The organism is Flavobacterium sp. (assembly GCF_043756175.1).
GTDB lineage: Bacteria > Bacteroidota > Bacteroidia > Flavobacteriales > Flavobacteriaceae > Flavobacterium.
On record NZ_JAYURN010000042.1, the window covers coordinates 1 to 17,482 of the forward strand.

Sequence of the window (17,482 nt, forward strand, 5' to 3'; positions counted from 1 at the left end):
CAAAGAGGTCTGAAAATTTACAGACCTCTTTGTTATTTATTAAAAACTTATTATTTTATATATTCTATTTTTTGAGCTTCTTCAAGGTTTATGCTGTCAAAGAAACCTTGAGCATTCATCCATTCGTCGCTAAATACTTTACTCATATAACGAGAACCGTGATCTGGAAAAATAGCAATTACATTACTGTTTTCGTCAAATTCCCCTTCTTCTGCATATTGCAAAATAGCTTGCATCACTGCGCCTGAAGTATATCCTACAAAAAGCCCTTCGGTTTTTGCGATATTTCTTGTCATGTGTGCACTCTCTTCATCAGTCACTTTGACAAATTTATCAATCAAGTCAAAGTCAGTAGCTGTAGGAATTAAGTTTTTCCCCAAACCTTCTATTCTGTATGGATAAATCTCATCGTTGTCAAACTCTTTGGTTTCGTGGTATTTTTTAATCACAGAACCATAAGCATCTACACCTAAAATTCTAATATTAGGGTTTTGCTCTTTCAAAAACTTTGCGGCTCCAGAAAGTGTTCCTCCAGTTCCTGTACAAGCTATTAAATGTGTAATTTGTCCTCCTGTTTGTTCCCAAATTTCTGGACCAGTAGTTTTATAATGTGCTTCAATATTCAAATCGTTAAAATATTGATTGATATATACTGAACCTTTTGTTTCTTCATGCAAACGTTTTGCTACATTGTAATAAGAACGTTCATCATCGGCAGAGACGTGAGCTGGACAAACATATACTTTTGCTCCCATACTACGCAACATATCTATTTTATCTGCTGAAGATTTAGAACTTACTGCAAGTATACATTCATACCCTTTTATAATACTAACCATTGCCAAACTAAATCCTGTGTTACCAGATGTAGTTTCTATAATTGTATCGCCAGATTTTAGTATTCCTTGCTTTTCTGCTTCTTCGATAATATATAACGCAATTCTGTCTTTAGTAGAGTGTCCCGGATTAAAGGCTTCCACTTTAGCATAAAAATTACCTTTTAATTCTTCGGTAATTTTATTGATTTTAATAAGTGGTGTATTACCTATTAGCCCTAAAACGTTATCGTAAGCTTTTATTTCTTGTTTCATATATATTGTAATCGTGGCTTGTCTTTTGAAATTTATATCACTCCAAACTTTGCAAATTTATAAAAAAAAATCTAACTACCTTTTAATTCCTTCTAAATCTAACAAAAAACTGAATTCTTTTGCAACTTCCTTAAGCGATTCGAAGCGTCCCGACGCACCACCGTGACCTGCATCCATATTTGTGTCAAGATAAAGCAAATTATCATCTGTCTTTAAAGTTCGTAGTTTTGCTACCCATTTTGCTGGTTCCCAATATTGCACTTGCGAATCGTGAAGTCCTGTTGTTACTAACATATTTGGATATTTTTGCGCTACAATATTATCATAAGGCGAATAAGATTTCATATAATCATAATATTTTTTCTTGTTCGGATTTCCCCATTCGTCATATTCTCCCGTTGTTAATGGTATAGAATCGTCCAACATCGTGGTAATAACATCTACAAAAGGTACTTGTGCTATAATACCGTTATACAATTCTGGTGCCATATTTATTACTGCTCCCATAAGTAATCCTCCGGCCGATCCTCCTTCGGCATATAAATGCTGGGCTGAGGTGTATTTTTCTGCTATTAAATATTTAGAACAATCTATAAAATCGGTAAATGTATTTTTCTTTTTTAATAATTTTCCGTTTTCATACCAAGGTCTTCCCAAATCTTCACCTCCGCGAATGTGTGCTATAGCAAAAACAAATCCTCGATCTAAAAGACTTAATCTTGTTGTCGAAAATGTACAATCCATTGAATATCCGTAGGATCCGTAAGCATATTGCAAAAGTGGATTGCTACCGTCTATCTTCACTCCTAGTTGATGAATCATCGAAATTGGAATTTTTGTTCCGTCATTGGCTGTAGCCCAAATTCTTTTTTCAATATAGTTATTTTTATCGAATTTTCCGCCTAAAACTTCTTGTTCTTTTTTAATTTCTTTGGTTTTGGTTTTCATGTTAAAATCGATAACCGAAGATGGAGTCGTTAACGATTGATAACCGTAACGAAGGATTTCAGTATCAAAATCAACGTTAGCACCTGTTGCAGCAGAATACGTTTCGCTCTCGAAGGGCAAATAATATTCTCCCTTCCCACTCCAAGGCATGATTCGTATTTTATGCAAACCATTTTCGCGTTCTTCAACGACTAGATAATCTTTAAAAATTTCGATATCTTCTAGCAAAACGTCTTCTCTATGAGCAATTACTTCTGTCCAATTTTCTTTAGATGTTGCTGTTTCTAAGGTTTTCATCAATTTGAAATTCTCAGCTTCATCTTTATTGGTCATAATATAAAAGCTATCACCGTAATGATTGATGCTATATTCTAAACCACGAACACGTTTTTGGAACATTCTGAACTTTCCGTCAGGATTATCGGCTTCCAGAATTTGATATTCCGTTGTGAGCGTGCTTCCAGATTCGATTGCTAAATATTTTTTAGATTTCGATTTTGCAATATCTACATTATAAGTTTCGTCTTTTTCAAAATAAACCAAAACATCTTCTGAAGAATTTGAACCTAATTTGTGTTTAAAAATTTTGTCCGAACGCAAAGTAACGGCGTCTTGTGTCGAATAAAATATGGTGAAATTATCATTTGCCCAAACTGCCGAACCCGATGTATTTTCTATTTTATCCGATAAAATTTCTTTCGTTTCTAGGTTTTTTATCTGAATTGTATAAATCCTTCTTCCTACAACATCTGAACTAAAAATTGCCAATTTATTATCCGGACTAACACTTAATCCGCCCAATTGAAAATAAGTTTGACCTTTTGCCATTTCGTTACAATCGAACAAAATTTCTTCTTTTGCTTCTAAATTTCCTTTTTTACGAGAATATATTGGGTAATTTTGTCCTTTTTCGAAGCGAGTAATATAAAAATATCCGTTGTACAAATAAGGAACCGACTGATCATCTTCTTTAATTCTAGACTTCATTTCTTCGAATAATTCCGTTTGAAAATCCTTTGTATGGATAGTCATTTCGTTATAATATTCGTTTTCTTTGTTCAGATAATCTATTACTTCTGGGTTTTCACGATCGTTAAGCCAATAATAATTATCGATACGGATATCATTATGTTTTTCTAAAGTATGTGGTTTTATTGTTGCTAGAGAAACTTGTATTTTTTTAGACATTTTTATATTTAATTTGGATGACAAAAATAGCGAAAGTTATATTACAAAACATCTAAACTTCCTTTTCCTTCACGAATAACTTCTGGTTCATGACCTGACAAATCGATAATTGTCGAGCCAATATTATCGCCATATCCACCATCGATAACTAAATCGACAAGATTTTGCCATTTCTCGAAAATAAGTTCAGGATCGGTAGAATATTCTAAAACCTCATCTTCATCATGAATTGACGTTGAAACGATAGGATTTCCTAACATTTTTACGATTTCTAGTGCAATATTATTGTCTGGAACACGAATTCCGACTGTAGTTTTCTTTTTAAATTCTTTAGGCAAATTATTATTTCCTGGCAGAATAAAAGTATATGGTCCAGGCAAAGCTCGTTTTAAAATCTTAAAAGTAGAAGTGTCTATTTGTTTCACATAATCGGAAATATTGCTTAAATCATGACATACAAAAGAGAAATTGGCTTTTTCGAGCTTTATTCCTTTTATTTTTGCGATTCGCTCTAAGGCTTTGGTATTGGTAATATCGCAACCCAAACCATATACAGTATCGGTTGGATAAATGATGAGACCGCCATTTTTTAGCACATCCACTACTTTTTTGATGGCTGCTTCGTTGGGATTGTCTGGATATATTTTGATGAATTGTGACATAATTATTTATTTTATTACAGTAAAATCAAACCAATAGTAAAGATACTTTATTTTAAAATTCTATTTAGAATAAATAAAAAATTCATAAAACATAAAAGCCTTAGCTTTTTAAATATACTAACAGGAAACTCTGTATTTTGAGAATTTAATAATTATATTCGTAATAATAAATAATTGATATATTTTATGACATTTATTATAAATATTATACATCAATTTTATTATTACTTGTGATAAAAAGGAGAAAATATACTGACAAAATTAAAACTTGGAACTACATTAAACGAAACATTTTCAGTGTTTAATACAAAAAAACAACCCTTAAAAAATATATTTATGAAAGACACGGATTTAATGATTGGAAACATAGTGTTCGATACTATAACAAAAAAAGAGATTTTAGTAACGAAAACATCAATGGAATATATGCAAAAAAGCATAGATTTAAAAATGATTGAACCAGTTGTCCTAATACATAGTCGTTTGGCTGAATTTGGAATAAAAATCCGTGAATCTGGCGTGGAATCATTTCATGGATTTGAATTCAAATATTATTCAGATTCAGGGTGGCAAGTATGGAAGAATGGTGTATTTATTACACATATTGATTACTTGCATCAACTTCAAAATCTAATACATTTGTTATGATAGACTCAAATAAAAACATTCATTAAGTTAAATAATGGTAAAATTTAAATTATATTCAGTTTAAGGTAGAGAAAATAATTCAGTTTTCAATGAAGTAAATGAAAAATAGCGATATAAAAATAGCAGGCAATTTAACAATAAATGATTGGGGAGATTTGGAAAAAGGTTTAAAAAATATGGCTGTTGAAAATTGGGGATTAGCCTTTTATTTTTTTGAAGAAAGAATTAGAACACGTTATCTAAATCCTATTAATACAATTTTAGATATGGATTTAAAAACAGGTGAAGGTTTTGCCGTTGTAAATTTGCAATGTTCACTTATAGAAACTATTGAAAGTTTTATTAATGGTTGGGTATATAATGCTGTAAAAGATAAATCAAAACAGATAATAGCCAATAGATGGTATAATAAAAAAATTGAAGTAAATAATTTAGTCCAAATTGATAAATTAGATGACGATAAAAGCCTTAAAAATGTAGACATCTTCATTTCATTTTTTAATAAAAGAGAACCATTTAAAGACCTGTTAATTAAAGGAGATGATTTTTTCTGGAATATTAGGTGTGCACTTTTACACGAAACACAAACTAAAAATGGTTGGAAGATTAAAGCAAACGGTGTAGATAAATCAATTAAAGATAAAATAATTTATAGAGATTTATTTCAAAAGGATATTGAAACTGTGATAGAAAACTATAAGAAATCAATAATAGTAAATGATAACATTACAACTATAGGATTAAGAGAAAACTTCATTGCAAAATTCAATCATATTTGTAAAGAATCACAATAAAAATAAATATGAAAATAGCAATCCTCGGTTGGGGTTCCTTAATTTGGCAACCCAAAGATTTAAAATTTAACAAAGAAATAGGTTGGCAAAATGACGGTCCAATGTTACCTATTGAGTTTGCACGAATTTCTAAAGATAGTCGTTTGACTTTGGTTATTACTCCAGAGGGAACAGAAGTTCAAACCTTGTTTGCAGTATCCAAATACGAAACACGAGAAGAAGCAGTTTTAGATTTAGCCGTTAGAGAGGGTTCTGGCAGAAACAGTATTGGATATTATGATAAATCCAAAAATGTGTTTTCACATAATGTGTTTTTTAAACAGAATATTATAGATTGGATAAATACTAATGATTTTGATGCTGTTATTTGGACAAATCTTGGTGAAAACTGGGATATTAAAAATGAAAAAGGAGAAATAATTCGAACTATCAATTCTGATAATCGTATTGATTATTTAAAGGAATTAAAAGGCGATAAGAATGTTTTAGCAGAAGAATATATTCGTAAAACACCGGAACAAATTAGAACAAAATACAGAGGTTTAATAGAGGAAGAACTCAACTGGAAACCAATAAATAAATGAATAAATTTGAAGGAACATATCAACATCCATTAATTATTTGCAAACATAATTTAAACATTAAAAACATTGATAAATTAGGCAAAAATTTATCTACTTTATTAAATTTTAATATTGAAATTGATGATAAAAAATCATCTATCAATAAGGTAATAAATAACCCAATTGGAAACGGAAATGCACGATTAATAAAAATGCAATCTTTAATACTTCCAGAGAAAAAATTTCATTTACAATTAGATGAAATAGTACTTTTTGTTTATAGTGATTTTATTGAAATAAAGTTTGATATTACTCTTGATTATTTTCATTTATTACACTTAAATGAACGTAGCGAACTTAAAAAAATAGAATTATTAGAAACCTTTTTTAAACAATTAAAATCATTAGGAATTGACGAAGTACATTTTGGCATTTTTGCCGAATTTGAAAAAGATAAAGGGTTTACCTACTGTTGGAAAAACATATATAGAATAATGTCAAAGTATGATAACTATTTTAAATTAGAAATTTAAAAATTCGTCAATAATTTTCATACTTAATGAGATTTCTCCTTCTTCAAAATAGTTAGTATTACCCTATCACATCTAACTTTGCAAATCGTAACAACAACTTTTTAATTCCGCCCACTTCAAATTTAATTTCGGCTTTTTTGTCGGCGCCAGCACCTTCTAGGTTTAAGATTTCTCCTTTTCCGAAGCGTTCGTGCATCACTATATTTCCTGCAACCAATTTATTATCGAATAAATTAGCACTATTAGAACCTGTATTACTCGAAACTGGTTTTAGTTTGCGAATATTGATATCCGATTTGGGTTCGTTATCCGTAATATATTTCGGTGGCATTCCAGTTATTGGCTTTGCCAATCTTAGTTTCGATTTATCTACATCACCAAAAATATCATGGTCAATTTGTGGTTTGTACCTGTAATTTGTTTCCGGTGGTGTGAGATATTCTAAATATTCTCCGTTTATTTCTTCGATAAAACGGGAAGGCTCACTATCAGTTAGTTTTCCCCAACGATAGCGCGATTGCGCATAGGTTAAATACGCTTGATGTTCGGCACGTGTTAAAGCCACATAAAACAATCGGCGTTCTTCTTCGAGTTCGCTTCTGGTACTCATACTCATGGCACTTGGAAACAAATCTTCTTCCATTCCTACGACAAAAACAGTTGGAAATTCTAGCCCTTTTGCAAGATGAATAGTCATCAGGGCAACCCGATCTTCATCGGAAGTATCTTTATCTAAATCGGTGGCAAGGGCAACATCTTCTAAAAATTCGGATAAGGCACCACGTGCACCATCTACTTCTACTTGTCCGTCGGTAAAATCCTTGATACCATTTAGTAATTCTTCGATATTTTCTATTCGAGCAATACCTTCTGGCGTACCGTCTTTTTTGAGTTCCTGAATATATCCAGTTTTTTTGGCTACATGATCTGCAAGGTAAAAAGCATCTTGCGTTTCATTGATAGCCTGAAAACTTTTAATCATAGTCACAAAATCTTGCAACTTTGTTTTGGTTCCTGAATTCAGTTTTAAATCGATTTTATCAATGACCTCCATCACTTCAAAAATGGATCGTTTGTAATGATTGGCAGCAATTGTTAATTTTTCGACGGTGGTATCCCCTATTCCACGCGCTGGATAATTAATAACGCGAATGAGTGCTTCTTCATCTTTTGGATTGACCACCAACCGCAAATAACACAGTACATCTTTTATTTCTTTCCTTTGATAGAAAGATAGTCCACCATAAATTCGGTACGGAATATCACGTTTTCTCAAAGCATCTTCCATAGCACGCGATTGCGCATTGGTACGATACAAAATAGCAAACTGACCATTCGTCATTTGGTTGGTCATTTTTTGCGTCCAGATTTCTCCTGCCACAAAACGACCTTCATCGTTGTCAGTTACGCTTCGGTTTACTTTTATTTTTTGACCAAAATCGTTGGCTGTCCAAACTACTTTGTCGAGTTTGGTTTTATTTTTATCGATAACAGAATTCGCCGCTTCAACTATATTTTTTGAAGAACGGTAATTTTGTTCCAGTCGAAACATTTTTACATTTTCGTAATCTTTTTGAAAATTTAAAATATTATTAATATTAGCACCACGGAAACCATATATACTTTGTGCATCGTCACCAACCACACAAATATTTTGGAATCTATCAGACAAAGCACGAACAATTAGATATTGCGAGTGGTTTGTATCTTGGTACTCATCGACTAAAATATATCTGAAACGGTCTTGATATTTTAGTAGTACCTCTGGAAAACGAGTCAATAACTCGTTGGTTTTTAGTAACAAATCATCAAAATCCATCGCACCAGCTTTAAAACATCTTTCGACATAATTTTGGTAAATTTCTCCCAAACGAGGCTTTTTTGCCATCGCATCAGATTCTTGCAATTCTGGATTATTGAAGTAGGCTTTTACTGTAATTAAACTGTTTTTATAAGACGATATTTTACTAAAAACCTGTTTGGGTTTGTAAATATCTTTATCTAATTGCATTTCTTTGATAATCGCACCAATTAATCGTACCGAATCTTGTGCATCATAAATCGTAAAATTTGAAGGATAACCTAATTTATCTGCTTCTGACCGAAGAATTCTTGCAAAAACGGAGTGAAAAGTTCCCATCCAAAGGTTTTTGGCTTCGGCATTTCCTACAATATCGGCAATACGTTTTTTCATTTCACGTGCTGCTTTGTTGGTAAATGTGAGTGCTAGAATATTAAAAGCATCTACATTTTGGCTCATCAAATTGGCAATTCTGACTGTAAGTACACGTGTTTTTCCCGAACCTGCTCCAGCAATTACAATCATTGGTCCATCTTTTTGCAAGACAGGTGCTTGTTGTGCTTCGTTAAGTTGGCTGATATATTTTTGCATAATAATTTAAAGTGGCAAAGGTTCTAAGTTACTGAGTTTCTAAGGTTTTCTCGCGAACAACAAAAATACGTTTAGAAAAGTTGTATTACAATTATTTTTTTAAGTTTATTTGCAAAAGAAATATCAATTATAACTTCAAATAATCAATTTTACTATAAAATGGATAACTCAAAAATATTAGAAATACTGGCTTATACTTTACCATCAATAATTACTGGTGGTGTAGCATATTATTTATTTAATTCTTATTTTAAAGACCAACAAAACACGCGTCGTTGGTTACTTCAAAAAGAAAACCAAAAAGACTCATTGCCTATGCGTTTGCAGGCTTATGAGCGTATGGCTTTGTTTTTAGAACGCATTAATCCTTCGAATTTATTGATTAGAATTACACCTTTTTCTACTGATAAAAACCAATACGAAAACTTAATTATTGAGCATATAAACCAAGAATACGAACACAATATCACGCAACAAATTTATTTAAGTGATGAATGTTGGACTATCATTCAAACAGCTAAAAATACTACGATACAAAACATTCGTAAAACGAACATGAATGAAAAAGTAGATTCTGCAAATAAATTACGTGAAGTTATTTTGAGTGATTTATTAGACAGTCAATCTCCTAGTACGATTGCTTTATCATTTTTGAAAGATGAGGTTGGAAGGATTATTTAAGTAGACTTTTAAGTGAATTTTGTTCTTTTTCTGAAAGTTTTGGTAATAAATCTTTAAACAATTTTCTAAATTCCTCTTTTTTAATCATTTCACGAATGGTTTCTTTCGCAAATTTTACAAACTGCCATTTGTGATGTGTAGTTGCGTTTACCAAAGATTGCAAAACCCTTTCGTCTGATGGTTTTATTTTAATTAAAATTTCTAATGCATTTTGCCTAATTGAACTATCAAAACTAGTGGAAGCATAATTTATAATTTCATTATATAATTCTGCTTTTTTTGTTGGTTCATATTCCTTAGTTCCTAAAGCTAGTGTAAGCCAAATAATACGAAGATTTTTATCATTTTTTCCTTGCCAATCTTTGGATTTTTCTAGTAATGCTGTTCTGTTTTCAGGAAATTGTGCCCACAAATTTTGCAATGCTATTTCCCTTGTTTTATAAGAATTATCCTCTAAAAAACTTTCGTATTGCTCTTTAAAATCTAAAGGAATTTTTGGCATAGTTTCAGCAACAGCTTGACGAATATTTACATCACCGCTTTGCATTGCTAATTGTATTAATTCCTTTTTTTCGTCGAAAGAAATAGCAGCTAATTGATAAATTACTTCTTGTTTTGTTGGATGAAATGCATTTGATTTCAAAATAGTTTCAAACTGAGCTTTCTTATCTGCAAATGGAGTTTTTTCGTTTTTTTGTATATCTAAATACTCTTTTATAAATTTATTTTTACTTAAAATTGAAATAGCTTCACTAACATTGAAATCTGATTTTTCCAACCAATTTTTCTTAAAACCATCTATATCATAACTAGAAACCTTTTTTATTTCAGCTAAAAAATCATCGGTAACTACATTTTTAAATTTGTATTTATTTAAATAATTTTTTACTGCTTTTTGGAAGTTTTTCTCTCCAACGCCTTCTCTTAAAACATGCAAGGCCCAAGCTCCTTTTTTGTAAAAAGAAAGTGAACTCGCTTTTGTATTTAGAATTGGAATGGTATCAGTTTTACTAGCTTCTTTAAGTTCTTCGGCTATTTTTAGTAATTCATAATTAAAATAATCATCACCAAAAAGTTTTTTTTCTGCCAAAAGTGCATAATAACTTGCAAAGCCTTCTTGCAACCAATGATCTTTGCCGGATTTTGCCGTAATCATGTCGCCAAACCATTGGTGTGCTAACTCATGAGCATTAACATTGATATAATTTCTATCATTAAAACCTATGGCATCGACCACAAAATCTTGTGAGAAAATAGTTGCCGATGTGTTTTCCATTCCTGCATATAAAAAATCGTTTACAGGAACTTGCTTGTAAATTTCCCAAGGATACTTCACTCCAATTTCTTGTTCAAAAAAATCGAATATTTCTTTTGAATATTTATAAGTTGATTCAAATTTATTCTTGTCTCCTAGTTTTAAGTTTTGTTCTAATGGAATTCCTGTTTTTGATTTTAAAACTTGTTTTTCGAATTTTCCAATGGCAAGCATGACCAGATAAGAAGACATTGGTTTTTGCATTTGATAATGCCAAGATTTGAAAGCCTTATTTTCAGTATTTTTGATCAATTTTCCATTAGAAATTACCTGATAATCAGAATCGAAAGCTATAGTTAAATTAAAAATAACTTTTTCATTTACATCATCAAAACTAGGCAACCAATTGCTTGTATATTTACCTTGACCTTGTGTCCAGATCTGCAAATTTTCGTCTTCTCCGATAAAATATAAAGTTTGTTTTGGAGTAGCATAATAAGTAAAATCTAATCGATTCTTCCCTTTTTTAAAACCTTCAAAAAGTAATAACTCTTTATCATTATTCTTATATTTAGCTGGTTTTCCATTAATAATTACATTATAAAAAACCATATTTTTTGAATCAATTCTAATAGTATCTATAGCTGAAATCACATTAAAATCATAATAAATCGTACCGTTAACAGATTTATTTTGATTGCTTAGATTTAAACTAGCATTACATTTTATAAAATCTACTTTTTGCGTTTGTTGTGCAAAAGAAAATACGGAAAATAAAAGAAGAATATATTTCATATGTAGATACTTTTTATTTTTTTATAGGAATATGGTATATTATTTGAATCTAAAGTTCAAAAATACAAAGGAATTTCTGACTTTTTAGTAAGTTTACACTCAAATATAAATTTGTGATTAAGAAAGCCATTTTTAATTGGAGTAGCGGAAAAGATTCTGCCTTGGCATTATATAAAACTTTGCAAAGTTCGGAAATAGAAATTGTTTCGTTACTTACTAGTGTGAATAAAAAATACAATCGTATTTCGATGCACGGCGTTCGTACTGAATTGTTAGAACAACAAGCCAAAAGTATTGGATTACCACTTCATATCATGGAAATTCCAGAAATGCCAAGCATGGAAGATTATGAAGATGTAATGCGAGAAACATTAAACAAGTTCAAAGAAAAAGGAATTACTCATTCTATTTTTGGTGATATTTTTCTAGAAGATTTACGAAAATATCGTGAAGATAAATTAGCTGATATGCAACTGGAAGGTATTTTCCCATTATGGAAAATACCAACTAAAGATTTAATACAAGAATTTATAGATTTGGGTTTCAAAACTATTGTGGTCTGTGTTAATGAACGAAATTTAGATCGAAGTTTTGTCGGAAGAATTATTGATGCGCAATTTATTGCCGATTTGCCAGCTGATGTCGATGTTTGTGGTGAGAACGGAGAGTTTCATACTTTTACTTTCGATGGACCAATTTTTTCTAAACCTATTGAATTTGAAATTGGAGAAATCGTATATAGAAAATATGAAAAACCAAAACAAGAATCAACTAATACAGCTTGTGATACAAATAGTTCCGATGCTTTCGATTTTGGGTTTTGGTATTGTGATCTGATACCAACTACCATATAATTTTTTTATTATTTTTACACAAATTATAACCGTGAAAGAAACACCTGAAGTAATTAAAATATTACATTTTTTAAATGAAATTCATATCAATGTAATTGAAAAGAAATTAGAGGATGCTACTTTTTTACCAGGTTTAGCAATTGCCTCAAATTGTATTGAAATAGATTTTGATAAATTATTGTATCCAGGCGATATTTTGCACGAAGCAGGACACTTAGCTGTGACAACTTCAGAAGAGAGACTATTAATAGGTACCGATTCTATGCCAAACGAATGGCCTTCACCAGGAGATGAAATTGTTTCTATGCTTTGGTCTTATGCTGCTTTACGTCATTTAGAATTACCTGCCGAGTTTGTATTTCATCCAAATGGGTACAAAAATGATTCATTTTGGTTGATTGAAAATTATACTAATGAAATTTATATTGGATTGCCTCTTTTAGAATGGATGGGACTCACATTAAGCAAAGAACGTGCCTCACAACAAGATGAAAAACCTTTTCCTACAATGATAAAATGGTTAAGAGATTAAATGATGAGTGAATTAATTAGATCTATAAAATTTCCTTTTGTTTTTGATACAAAACGTCTAAAAAAAGATGTTGAAAATCTCATGTCAAAAAAATGGATAAATCATTATAATACTAATGATTACAAGGGTGATTGGTCTTCGATCGCATTAATGTCTGAAGGTGGAAAATGGGATAATATTTATGCTCTAAATTCAGGAAATAAGGAAGTCCTTTATACTGACATATTACTTTCCTGCAATTATTTTAAAGAAATATTAGAACAGTTTCAATTTAAAAAAACATCTGTTCGATTGCTGCGTTTATCTGTTGGTGCCGAAATTAAACCACACAAAGATCATTGTTTAGGTTATGAAGATGGATGTTTCCGAATACATATTCCTATAATTACAAATAGCGAAGTAAAGTTCATTTTAGATGATAAACGTTTAATTATGAATGAAGGAGAATGTTGGTATATAGATGCTAATTTTACCCATTCGGTTTCAAATCACGGAAAGGAAGACAGAATTCATTTGGTTATTGATGGTATTAGAAACGAGTGGACTGATGCTTTATTTTTTCAACAAGCAACAGAAAATGAATTTGTAAGACCAATACCTAAAATTAGTTCTGAACAAAAAGAATTGATGATTCAAGAATTAAAAAAAATGAATACACCCACAGCCAATCAAATTATTGATGATTTATTGAAAGATTAATTATCAATATTTCTTTTTTATTTTTTTTCTAAAACAAAATTTTCTAGAACCAAAATATCTAAGGCAGTTTCTCCAAATAATTGAAGAGCTTCTTTTGGTGTTTCTACCATTGGCATTCCTTTACGATTTAAACTAGTATTTAATAATACTGCAATACCGCTTACTTTATAAAATTCTTTGAGGAGTTTATAAAATCGATTATTACACTTTTCATCTACTGTTTGCACACGAGCAGAACCATCACGATGTGTTACATTTTTTAGTTTATCAAGATATTCTGTTCGAGTTTTATCTACTAAAATCATGTACGGACTGTTCCTACCATTCTCAAAATATTCATTGACTTTATCTTTTAAAACCGCTGGAGCAAATGGACGAAAATCTTCTCTAAACTTAATATTTCTATTAATGTGATCTTTCAAATTCGCTATTCCAGGATGTGCTAAAATACTTCTTCGACCAAGAGAACGAGGGCCAAATTCAGACTCAGATTGAAACCAAGCAATAGTTTTTCCTTTATTTAGTTTATCAGCACAATATTCTAATAATTCTTCTTCATTAGAAAACTTCTTTTTAGAATATGCTTCATAAACATCATTATCTATCTCCTCTTCTATTTCTGTTTCATTGTATTTTTTACCAAAACAAGTACTTCCATCATGTGCAACTTTTGGCATATTTAAGTACTCTAACCATCCGTAAAAAGCACAACCAAGTGCCAATCCATTATCTCCTGCTGCTGGTTCAAAATAAATATCGTCAACAATTTTTAAATCTTGCAATTTGGCATTAGCAACAGCATTTAAAGCCACACCACCTGTATAACATAAATTATTATGTGGGAATGCTTCAATTCGAGTACTTATACATTTCTTAACTGCTTTTTCGACTTGTTCTTGTGCCCATTTGGCTACGTTGGCATAATAACCAAAGTTTTCTTTAAAATAATCATATCCTGTTGATGGGTTGATGAAATTATTTTGCCAAGTCTCATTAAGATACAAACAACCAGATTTAAATTCGAAGGCCTCAAAATTATAGATTCCAGTTTCTCCAAATGGTGCCAATCCCATCAGTTTTCCTACATCATCCATATCTCCAAAAACATATTTGCTTATTGTTGCATAAAATCCACCTATAGAATGTTGTGTAGTTGGTAACGAAAATGAACTGGTTTTATGTTCTGCCATTTTACTAAAATCTTTTAGTAAAGGAGATAATTTTTGTCCGTCAAAATGATAGAAACTATCTTTCTCACATAACATTTGACTTTCTTTAAGAAATATTGGATCTATAAATGATTTTTGGTTGGGATGCAATTCGATAAATTGATGCAATGGACTACCACATCCATCTATTACCATCACTGCACATTCAGAAAAAGGAGAAGTTCCCACCGCACTGTAAGCATGTGCTAAATGATGAGATATATCGACTATTTTAGGGGTTGTAGAATTAGCAAAAATTCTTTTTCCTTTAAATTGATTTCGATTGGGTATATCAAAATTTGCACATTGTACAACTAGAGTAACATCCTTCAATTCAATGCCTTCAGCGTCTAAACAATATTGAATTGCTAAAGTATCATTACCACCATCATGTTTACGACGACTAATACGTTCTTTTTCTATTCCAACACAAACAAGCCCGTCTTTTAATAATACTGCCGAACCATTATGAGAAAGTCCAGTACCTAGAATGTATATAGGTTTAGTCATTTTATCTTATATTATTGAGCCACTTTTAAAAAACATTGCATTTAAAATTGAGATAGTTCAAATATAGATATTTCAAACTCTTTTCAAATTATACTTTTTTAAATTTACCAACAAAAAACTATCTTCGCAACATGCAAAACAATTTGTTCGAAACTCCCATAGAATACTTAAAAGGCGTTGGTCCGCAACGTGGGGATTTGTTGCGCAAAGAGCTGGGCATATCTAAATACGGAGATTTAATTAATTTTTATCCCAACAGGTATTTAGACCGTACCAAATATTATAAGATTAATGAATTGCAAAATTCTACTGCGGAAGTTCAAATTATCGGTAAAGTAATTAATATAAAAACAGTCGAATTTGCCAAAGGAAAAAGTCGATTGGTTGCCACATTTATCGATGATACGGGACAAATGGAATTGGTTTGGTTTCAAGGACAAAAATGGGTCAAAGAAAGTTTAAAACTCAATGTGGTTTATGTGATTTTTGGGAAAACTACTTCGTTCAACAATACATTCAATATGGCACATCCTGAAATGGAATTGCTAAGTGAACACGAACAAAGTATCCGTTCTGCCATGCAACCTGTTTATCCAAGTACGGAAAAACTAACCAATAGAGGGATTTCGAACAAGGTTGTAAACAAAATGATGCAACAATTGTTTCAGGAAACACATACTTTATTTTCGGAAACATTACCTAGTTATTTAATCGAAGAATTAAAGCTAATTTCTAAAAAAGACGCCTTAATAAATATCCATTTTCCTAAAAGTTCGGAAGCTTTGGCGAAAGCACAATTTCGATTAAAATTTGAAGAGTTATTTTTTATCCAATTGCAATTAATTACCAAAAATTTAATTAGAAAACACAAAATAAAAGGTTTCCCTTTTGATAAAGTCGGTACTTATTTTACGAAGTTTTTCAACAACCATTTACCTTTCGATTTGACCAATGCACAAAAAAGAGTCCTCAAAGAGATAAGAAACGACATGGGAAATCCAGCCCAAATGAACCGATTATTGCAAGGTGATGTAGGTTCCGGAAAAACAATTGTTGCGTTTATGAGTATGCTTTTGGGGTTAGATAATGGTTTTCAAGCTTGTTTGATGGCGCCAACAGAAATATTGGCCAATCAGCATTTTATTGGCTTGTCAGAATTAGCTAAAGATTTAAATATTAATATAAAAATACTCACGGGTTCTAGCAATACTAAAACTAGAAAAATCATTCATGAAGAACTCGAAAACGGTAGTTTAGATATTCTAATTGGTACACACGCTTTGTTGGAAGATAAGGTACAATTCAAAAATTTGGGATTAGCTATTATCGATGAGCAACATCGTTTTGGAGTAGAACAACGCTCTAAATTATGGAAGAAAAATACCATTCCACCACACGTTTTAGTTATGACAGCTACGCCAATTCCCAGAACTTTAGCCATGAGTTTATATGGCGATTTAGATATTTCGGTAATTGATGAATTGCCACCAGGTAGAAAACCAATTCAAACTGTGCATCGATACGATTCGAACCGATTAAAAGTTTGGCATTTTATTCGGGAGGAAATTGCAAAAGGTCGTCAAATCTATATTGTTTATCCTTTAATTCAAGAATCTGAAAAAATGGATTTTAAAGATTTGTTGGATGGTTACGAAAGTATTTCTCGTGATTTTCCGTTACCAAAATATGCGATTTCGATTCTTCACGGAAAAATGAAACCAGCCGATAAAGATGCAGAAATGAAACGTTTTGCCGAAGGAAAAACCAATATTATGGTTGCTACAACAGTAATTGAAGTTGGTGTAAATATTCCCAATGCAAGTGTTATGATTGTAGAAAGTGCCGAACGTTTTGGCTTGTCACAACTGCATCAATTGCGTGGTCGTGTAGGACGTGGAGCTGACCAAAGTTATTGCATCTTAATGACTTCACACAAAATTGGTGCCGATTCTAAAACTAGAATGGAAACCATGGTTGCCACCAATGATGGATTTGAAATTGCCGAAGTAGATCTCAAACTCCGTGGTCCCGGAGATATTATGGGAAAACAACAAAGTGGTGTTCTCAACTTACAAATTGCGGATTTAGTACGTGACAAAGACATCTTATTGCTGGCTCGAAATTATGCA

15 protein-coding genes are annotated in these 17,482 nt (G+C 31.4%); 9 read left to right on the plus strand and 6 right to left on the minus strand.

Annotation, left to right across the window (positions count from 1 at the left end; all coding sequences use genetic code 11):
* Window positions 1-50: 50 nt before the first annotated feature.
* The 3 genes from ACH2BP_RS02375 to ACH2BP_RS02385 form a co-directional block, all read right to left on the minus strand.
* A complete protein-coding gene (locus ACH2BP_RS02375) occupies window positions 51-1,091 on the minus strand; it encodes a PLP-dependent cysteine synthase family protein (RefSeq protein ID WP_395056643.1) in 1,041 nt (346 codons plus the stop codon).
* Between the two features lie 75 nt (window positions 1,092-1,166).
* On the minus strand, window positions 1,167-3,227 hold the full coding sequence (locus ACH2BP_RS02380) for a S9 family peptidase (protein ID WP_395056645.1): 2,061 nt from the start codon (window positions 3,225-3,227) through the stop codon (window positions 1,167-1,169).
* A 41-nt stretch (window positions 3,228-3,268) separates the two neighbouring features.
* Window positions 3,269-3,889: an L-threonylcarbamoyladenylate synthase gene (locus tag ACH2BP_RS02385; protein WP_395056647.1), complete on the minus strand. Its 621-nt coding sequence runs from the start codon at window positions 3,887-3,889 to the stop codon at window positions 3,269-3,271.
* Window positions 3,890-4,225: 336 nt separating this feature from the next.
* On the opposite strand from ACH2BP_RS02385, the gene ACH2BP_RS02390 reads away from it, so the two are divergent.
* The 4 genes from ACH2BP_RS02390 (at window position 4,226) to ACH2BP_RS02405 (ending at window position 6,427) form a co-directional block, all read left to right on the plus strand.
* Window positions 4,226-4,537 (plus strand): hypothetical protein, encoded by a 312-nt coding sequence (locus ACH2BP_RS02390; RefSeq protein ID WP_395056649.1) that lies wholly within the window; start codon window positions 4,226-4,228, stop codon window positions 4,535-4,537.
* A gap of 98 nt (window positions 4,538-4,635) precedes the next feature.
* Complete coding sequence (locus ACH2BP_RS02395) at window positions 4,636-5,331, plus strand: hypothetical protein (RefSeq protein ID WP_395056651.1); 696 nt, start codon at window positions 4,636-4,638, stop codon at window positions 5,329-5,331.
* A gap of 8 nt (window positions 5,332-5,339) precedes the next feature.
* On the plus strand, window positions 5,340-5,915 hold the full coding sequence (locus ACH2BP_RS02400) for a DUF2972 domain-containing protein (protein WP_395056653.1): 576 nt from the start codon (window positions 5,340-5,342) through the stop codon (window positions 5,913-5,915).
* Complete coding sequence (locus ACH2BP_RS02405; RefSeq protein ID WP_395056655.1) at window positions 5,912-6,427, plus strand: hypothetical protein; 516 nt, start codon at window positions 5,912-5,914, stop codon at window positions 6,425-6,427. The genes ACH2BP_RS02400 and ACH2BP_RS02405 overlap by 4 nt, the downstream gene beginning before the upstream one ends.
* A 58-nt stretch (window positions 6,428-6,485) precedes the next feature.
* Here ACH2BP_RS02405 and ACH2BP_RS02410 read toward each other — a convergent pair whose 3' ends face one another.
* Window positions 6,486-8,819 carry an ATP-dependent helicase gene (locus ACH2BP_RS02410; RefSeq protein WP_395056657.1) on the minus strand — a complete coding sequence of 778 codons (2,334 nt, stop codon included), beginning with the start codon at window positions 8,817-8,819 and terminating at the stop codon, window positions 6,486-6,488.
* A 159-nt stretch (window positions 8,820-8,978) separates the two neighbouring features.
* Between ACH2BP_RS02410 and ACH2BP_RS02415 the strand changes: the two genes are divergently transcribed.
* Window positions 8,979-9,500 (plus strand): hypothetical protein, encoded by a 522-nt coding sequence (locus ACH2BP_RS02415; protein WP_395056659.1) that lies wholly within the window; start codon window positions 8,979-8,981, stop codon window positions 9,498-9,500.
* Here the strand turns inward: ACH2BP_RS02415 and ACH2BP_RS02420 are convergent.
* On the minus strand, window positions 9,493-11,550 hold the full coding sequence (locus ACH2BP_RS02420) for a M1 family metallopeptidase (RefSeq protein ID WP_395056661.1): 2,058 nt from the start codon (window positions 11,548-11,550) through the stop codon (window positions 9,493-9,495). The genes ACH2BP_RS02415 and ACH2BP_RS02420 overlap by 8 nt on opposite strands.
* Before the next feature lie 113 nt (window positions 11,551-11,663).
* Here ACH2BP_RS02420 and ACH2BP_RS02425 point away from each other — a divergent pair, with 113 nt between their 5' ends.
* The 3 genes from ACH2BP_RS02425 to ACH2BP_RS02435 are packed head-to-tail and all read left to right on the plus strand — an operon-like array spanning window position 11,664 to window position 13,635.
* A complete protein-coding gene (locus ACH2BP_RS02425) occupies window positions 11,664-12,404 on the plus strand; it encodes a diphthine--ammonia ligase (RefSeq protein WP_395056663.1) in 741 nt (246 codons plus the stop codon).
* 31 nt (window positions 12,405-12,435) lie between these two features.
* The gene (locus ACH2BP_RS02430) at window positions 12,436-12,936 is read left to right on the plus strand and encodes a hypothetical protein (protein ID WP_395056665.1); all 501 of its coding nucleotides are present in this window, start codon (window positions 12,436-12,438) and stop codon (window positions 12,934-12,936) included.
* Window positions 12,937-12,939: 3 nt separating this feature from the next.
* A complete protein-coding gene (locus ACH2BP_RS02435; protein ID WP_395056667.1) occupies window positions 12,940-13,635 on the plus strand; it encodes an aspartyl/asparaginyl beta-hydroxylase domain-containing protein in 696 nt (231 codons plus the stop codon).
* Between the two features lie 17 nt (window positions 13,636-13,652).
* Here the strand turns inward: ACH2BP_RS02435 and ACH2BP_RS02440 are convergent, their stop codons facing one another.
* Complete coding sequence (locus ACH2BP_RS02440; protein WP_395056669.1) at window positions 13,653-15,353, minus strand: carbamoyltransferase C-terminal domain-containing protein; 1,701 nt, start codon at window positions 15,351-15,353, stop codon at window positions 13,653-13,655.
* Between the two features lie 131 nt (window positions 15,354-15,484).
* Between ACH2BP_RS02440 and recG the strand changes: the two genes are divergently transcribed.
* Window positions 15,485-17,482, plus strand: a 1,998-nt coding sequence (gene recG / locus ACH2BP_RS02445) for an ATP-dependent DNA helicase RecG (protein ID WP_395056671.1), incomplete at its 3' end; no start/stop codon positions are given.

Bases quoted from the DNA above. Each gene is read 5' to 3' on its own strand.
- ACH2BP_RS02395 (WP_395056651.1), top strand. From the start codon at position 4,636: ATGAAAAATAGCGATATAAAAATAGCAGGCAATTTAACAATAAATGAT.
- ACH2BP_RS02405 (WP_395056655.1), top strand. From the start codon at position 5,912: ATGAATAAATTTGAAGGAACATATCAACATCCATTAATTATTTGCAAA.
- ACH2BP_RS02400 (WP_395056653.1), top strand. From the start codon at position 5,340: ATGAAAATAGCAATCCTCGGTTGGGGTTCCTTAATTTGGCAACCCAAA.
- ACH2BP_RS02415 (WP_395056659.1), top strand. From the start codon at position 8,979: ATGGATAACTCAAAAATATTAGAAATACTGGCTTATACTTTACCATCA.
- ACH2BP_RS02420 (WP_395056661.1), bottom strand. From the start codon at position 11,550: ATGAAATATATTCTTCTTTTATTTTCCGTATTTTCTTTTGCACAACAA.
- ACH2BP_RS02380 (WP_395056645.1), bottom strand. From the start codon at position 3,227: ATGTCTAAAAAAATACAAGTTTCTCTAGCAACAATAAAACCACATACT.
- ACH2BP_RS02440 (WP_395056669.1), bottom strand. From the start codon at position 15,353: ATGACTAAACCTATATACATTCTAGGTACTGGACTTTCTCATAATGGT.
- ACH2BP_RS02390 (WP_395056649.1), top strand. From the start codon at position 4,226: ATGAAAGACACGGATTTAATGATTGGAAACATAGTGTTCGATACTATA.
- ACH2BP_RS02410 (WP_395056657.1), bottom strand. From the start codon at position 8,819: ATGCAAAAATATATCAGCCAACTTAACGAAGCACAACAAGCACCTGTC.
- ACH2BP_RS02375 (WP_395056643.1), bottom strand. From the start codon at position 1,091: ATGAAACAAGAAATAAAAGCTTACGATAACGTTTTAGGGCTAATAGGT.
- ACH2BP_RS02435 (WP_395056667.1), top strand. From the start codon at position 12,940: ATGAGTGAATTAATTAGATCTATAAAATTTCCTTTTGTTTTTGATACA.
- ACH2BP_RS02385 (WP_395056647.1), bottom strand. From the start codon at position 3,889: ATGTCACAATTCATCAAAATATATCCAGACAATCCCAACGAAGCAGCC.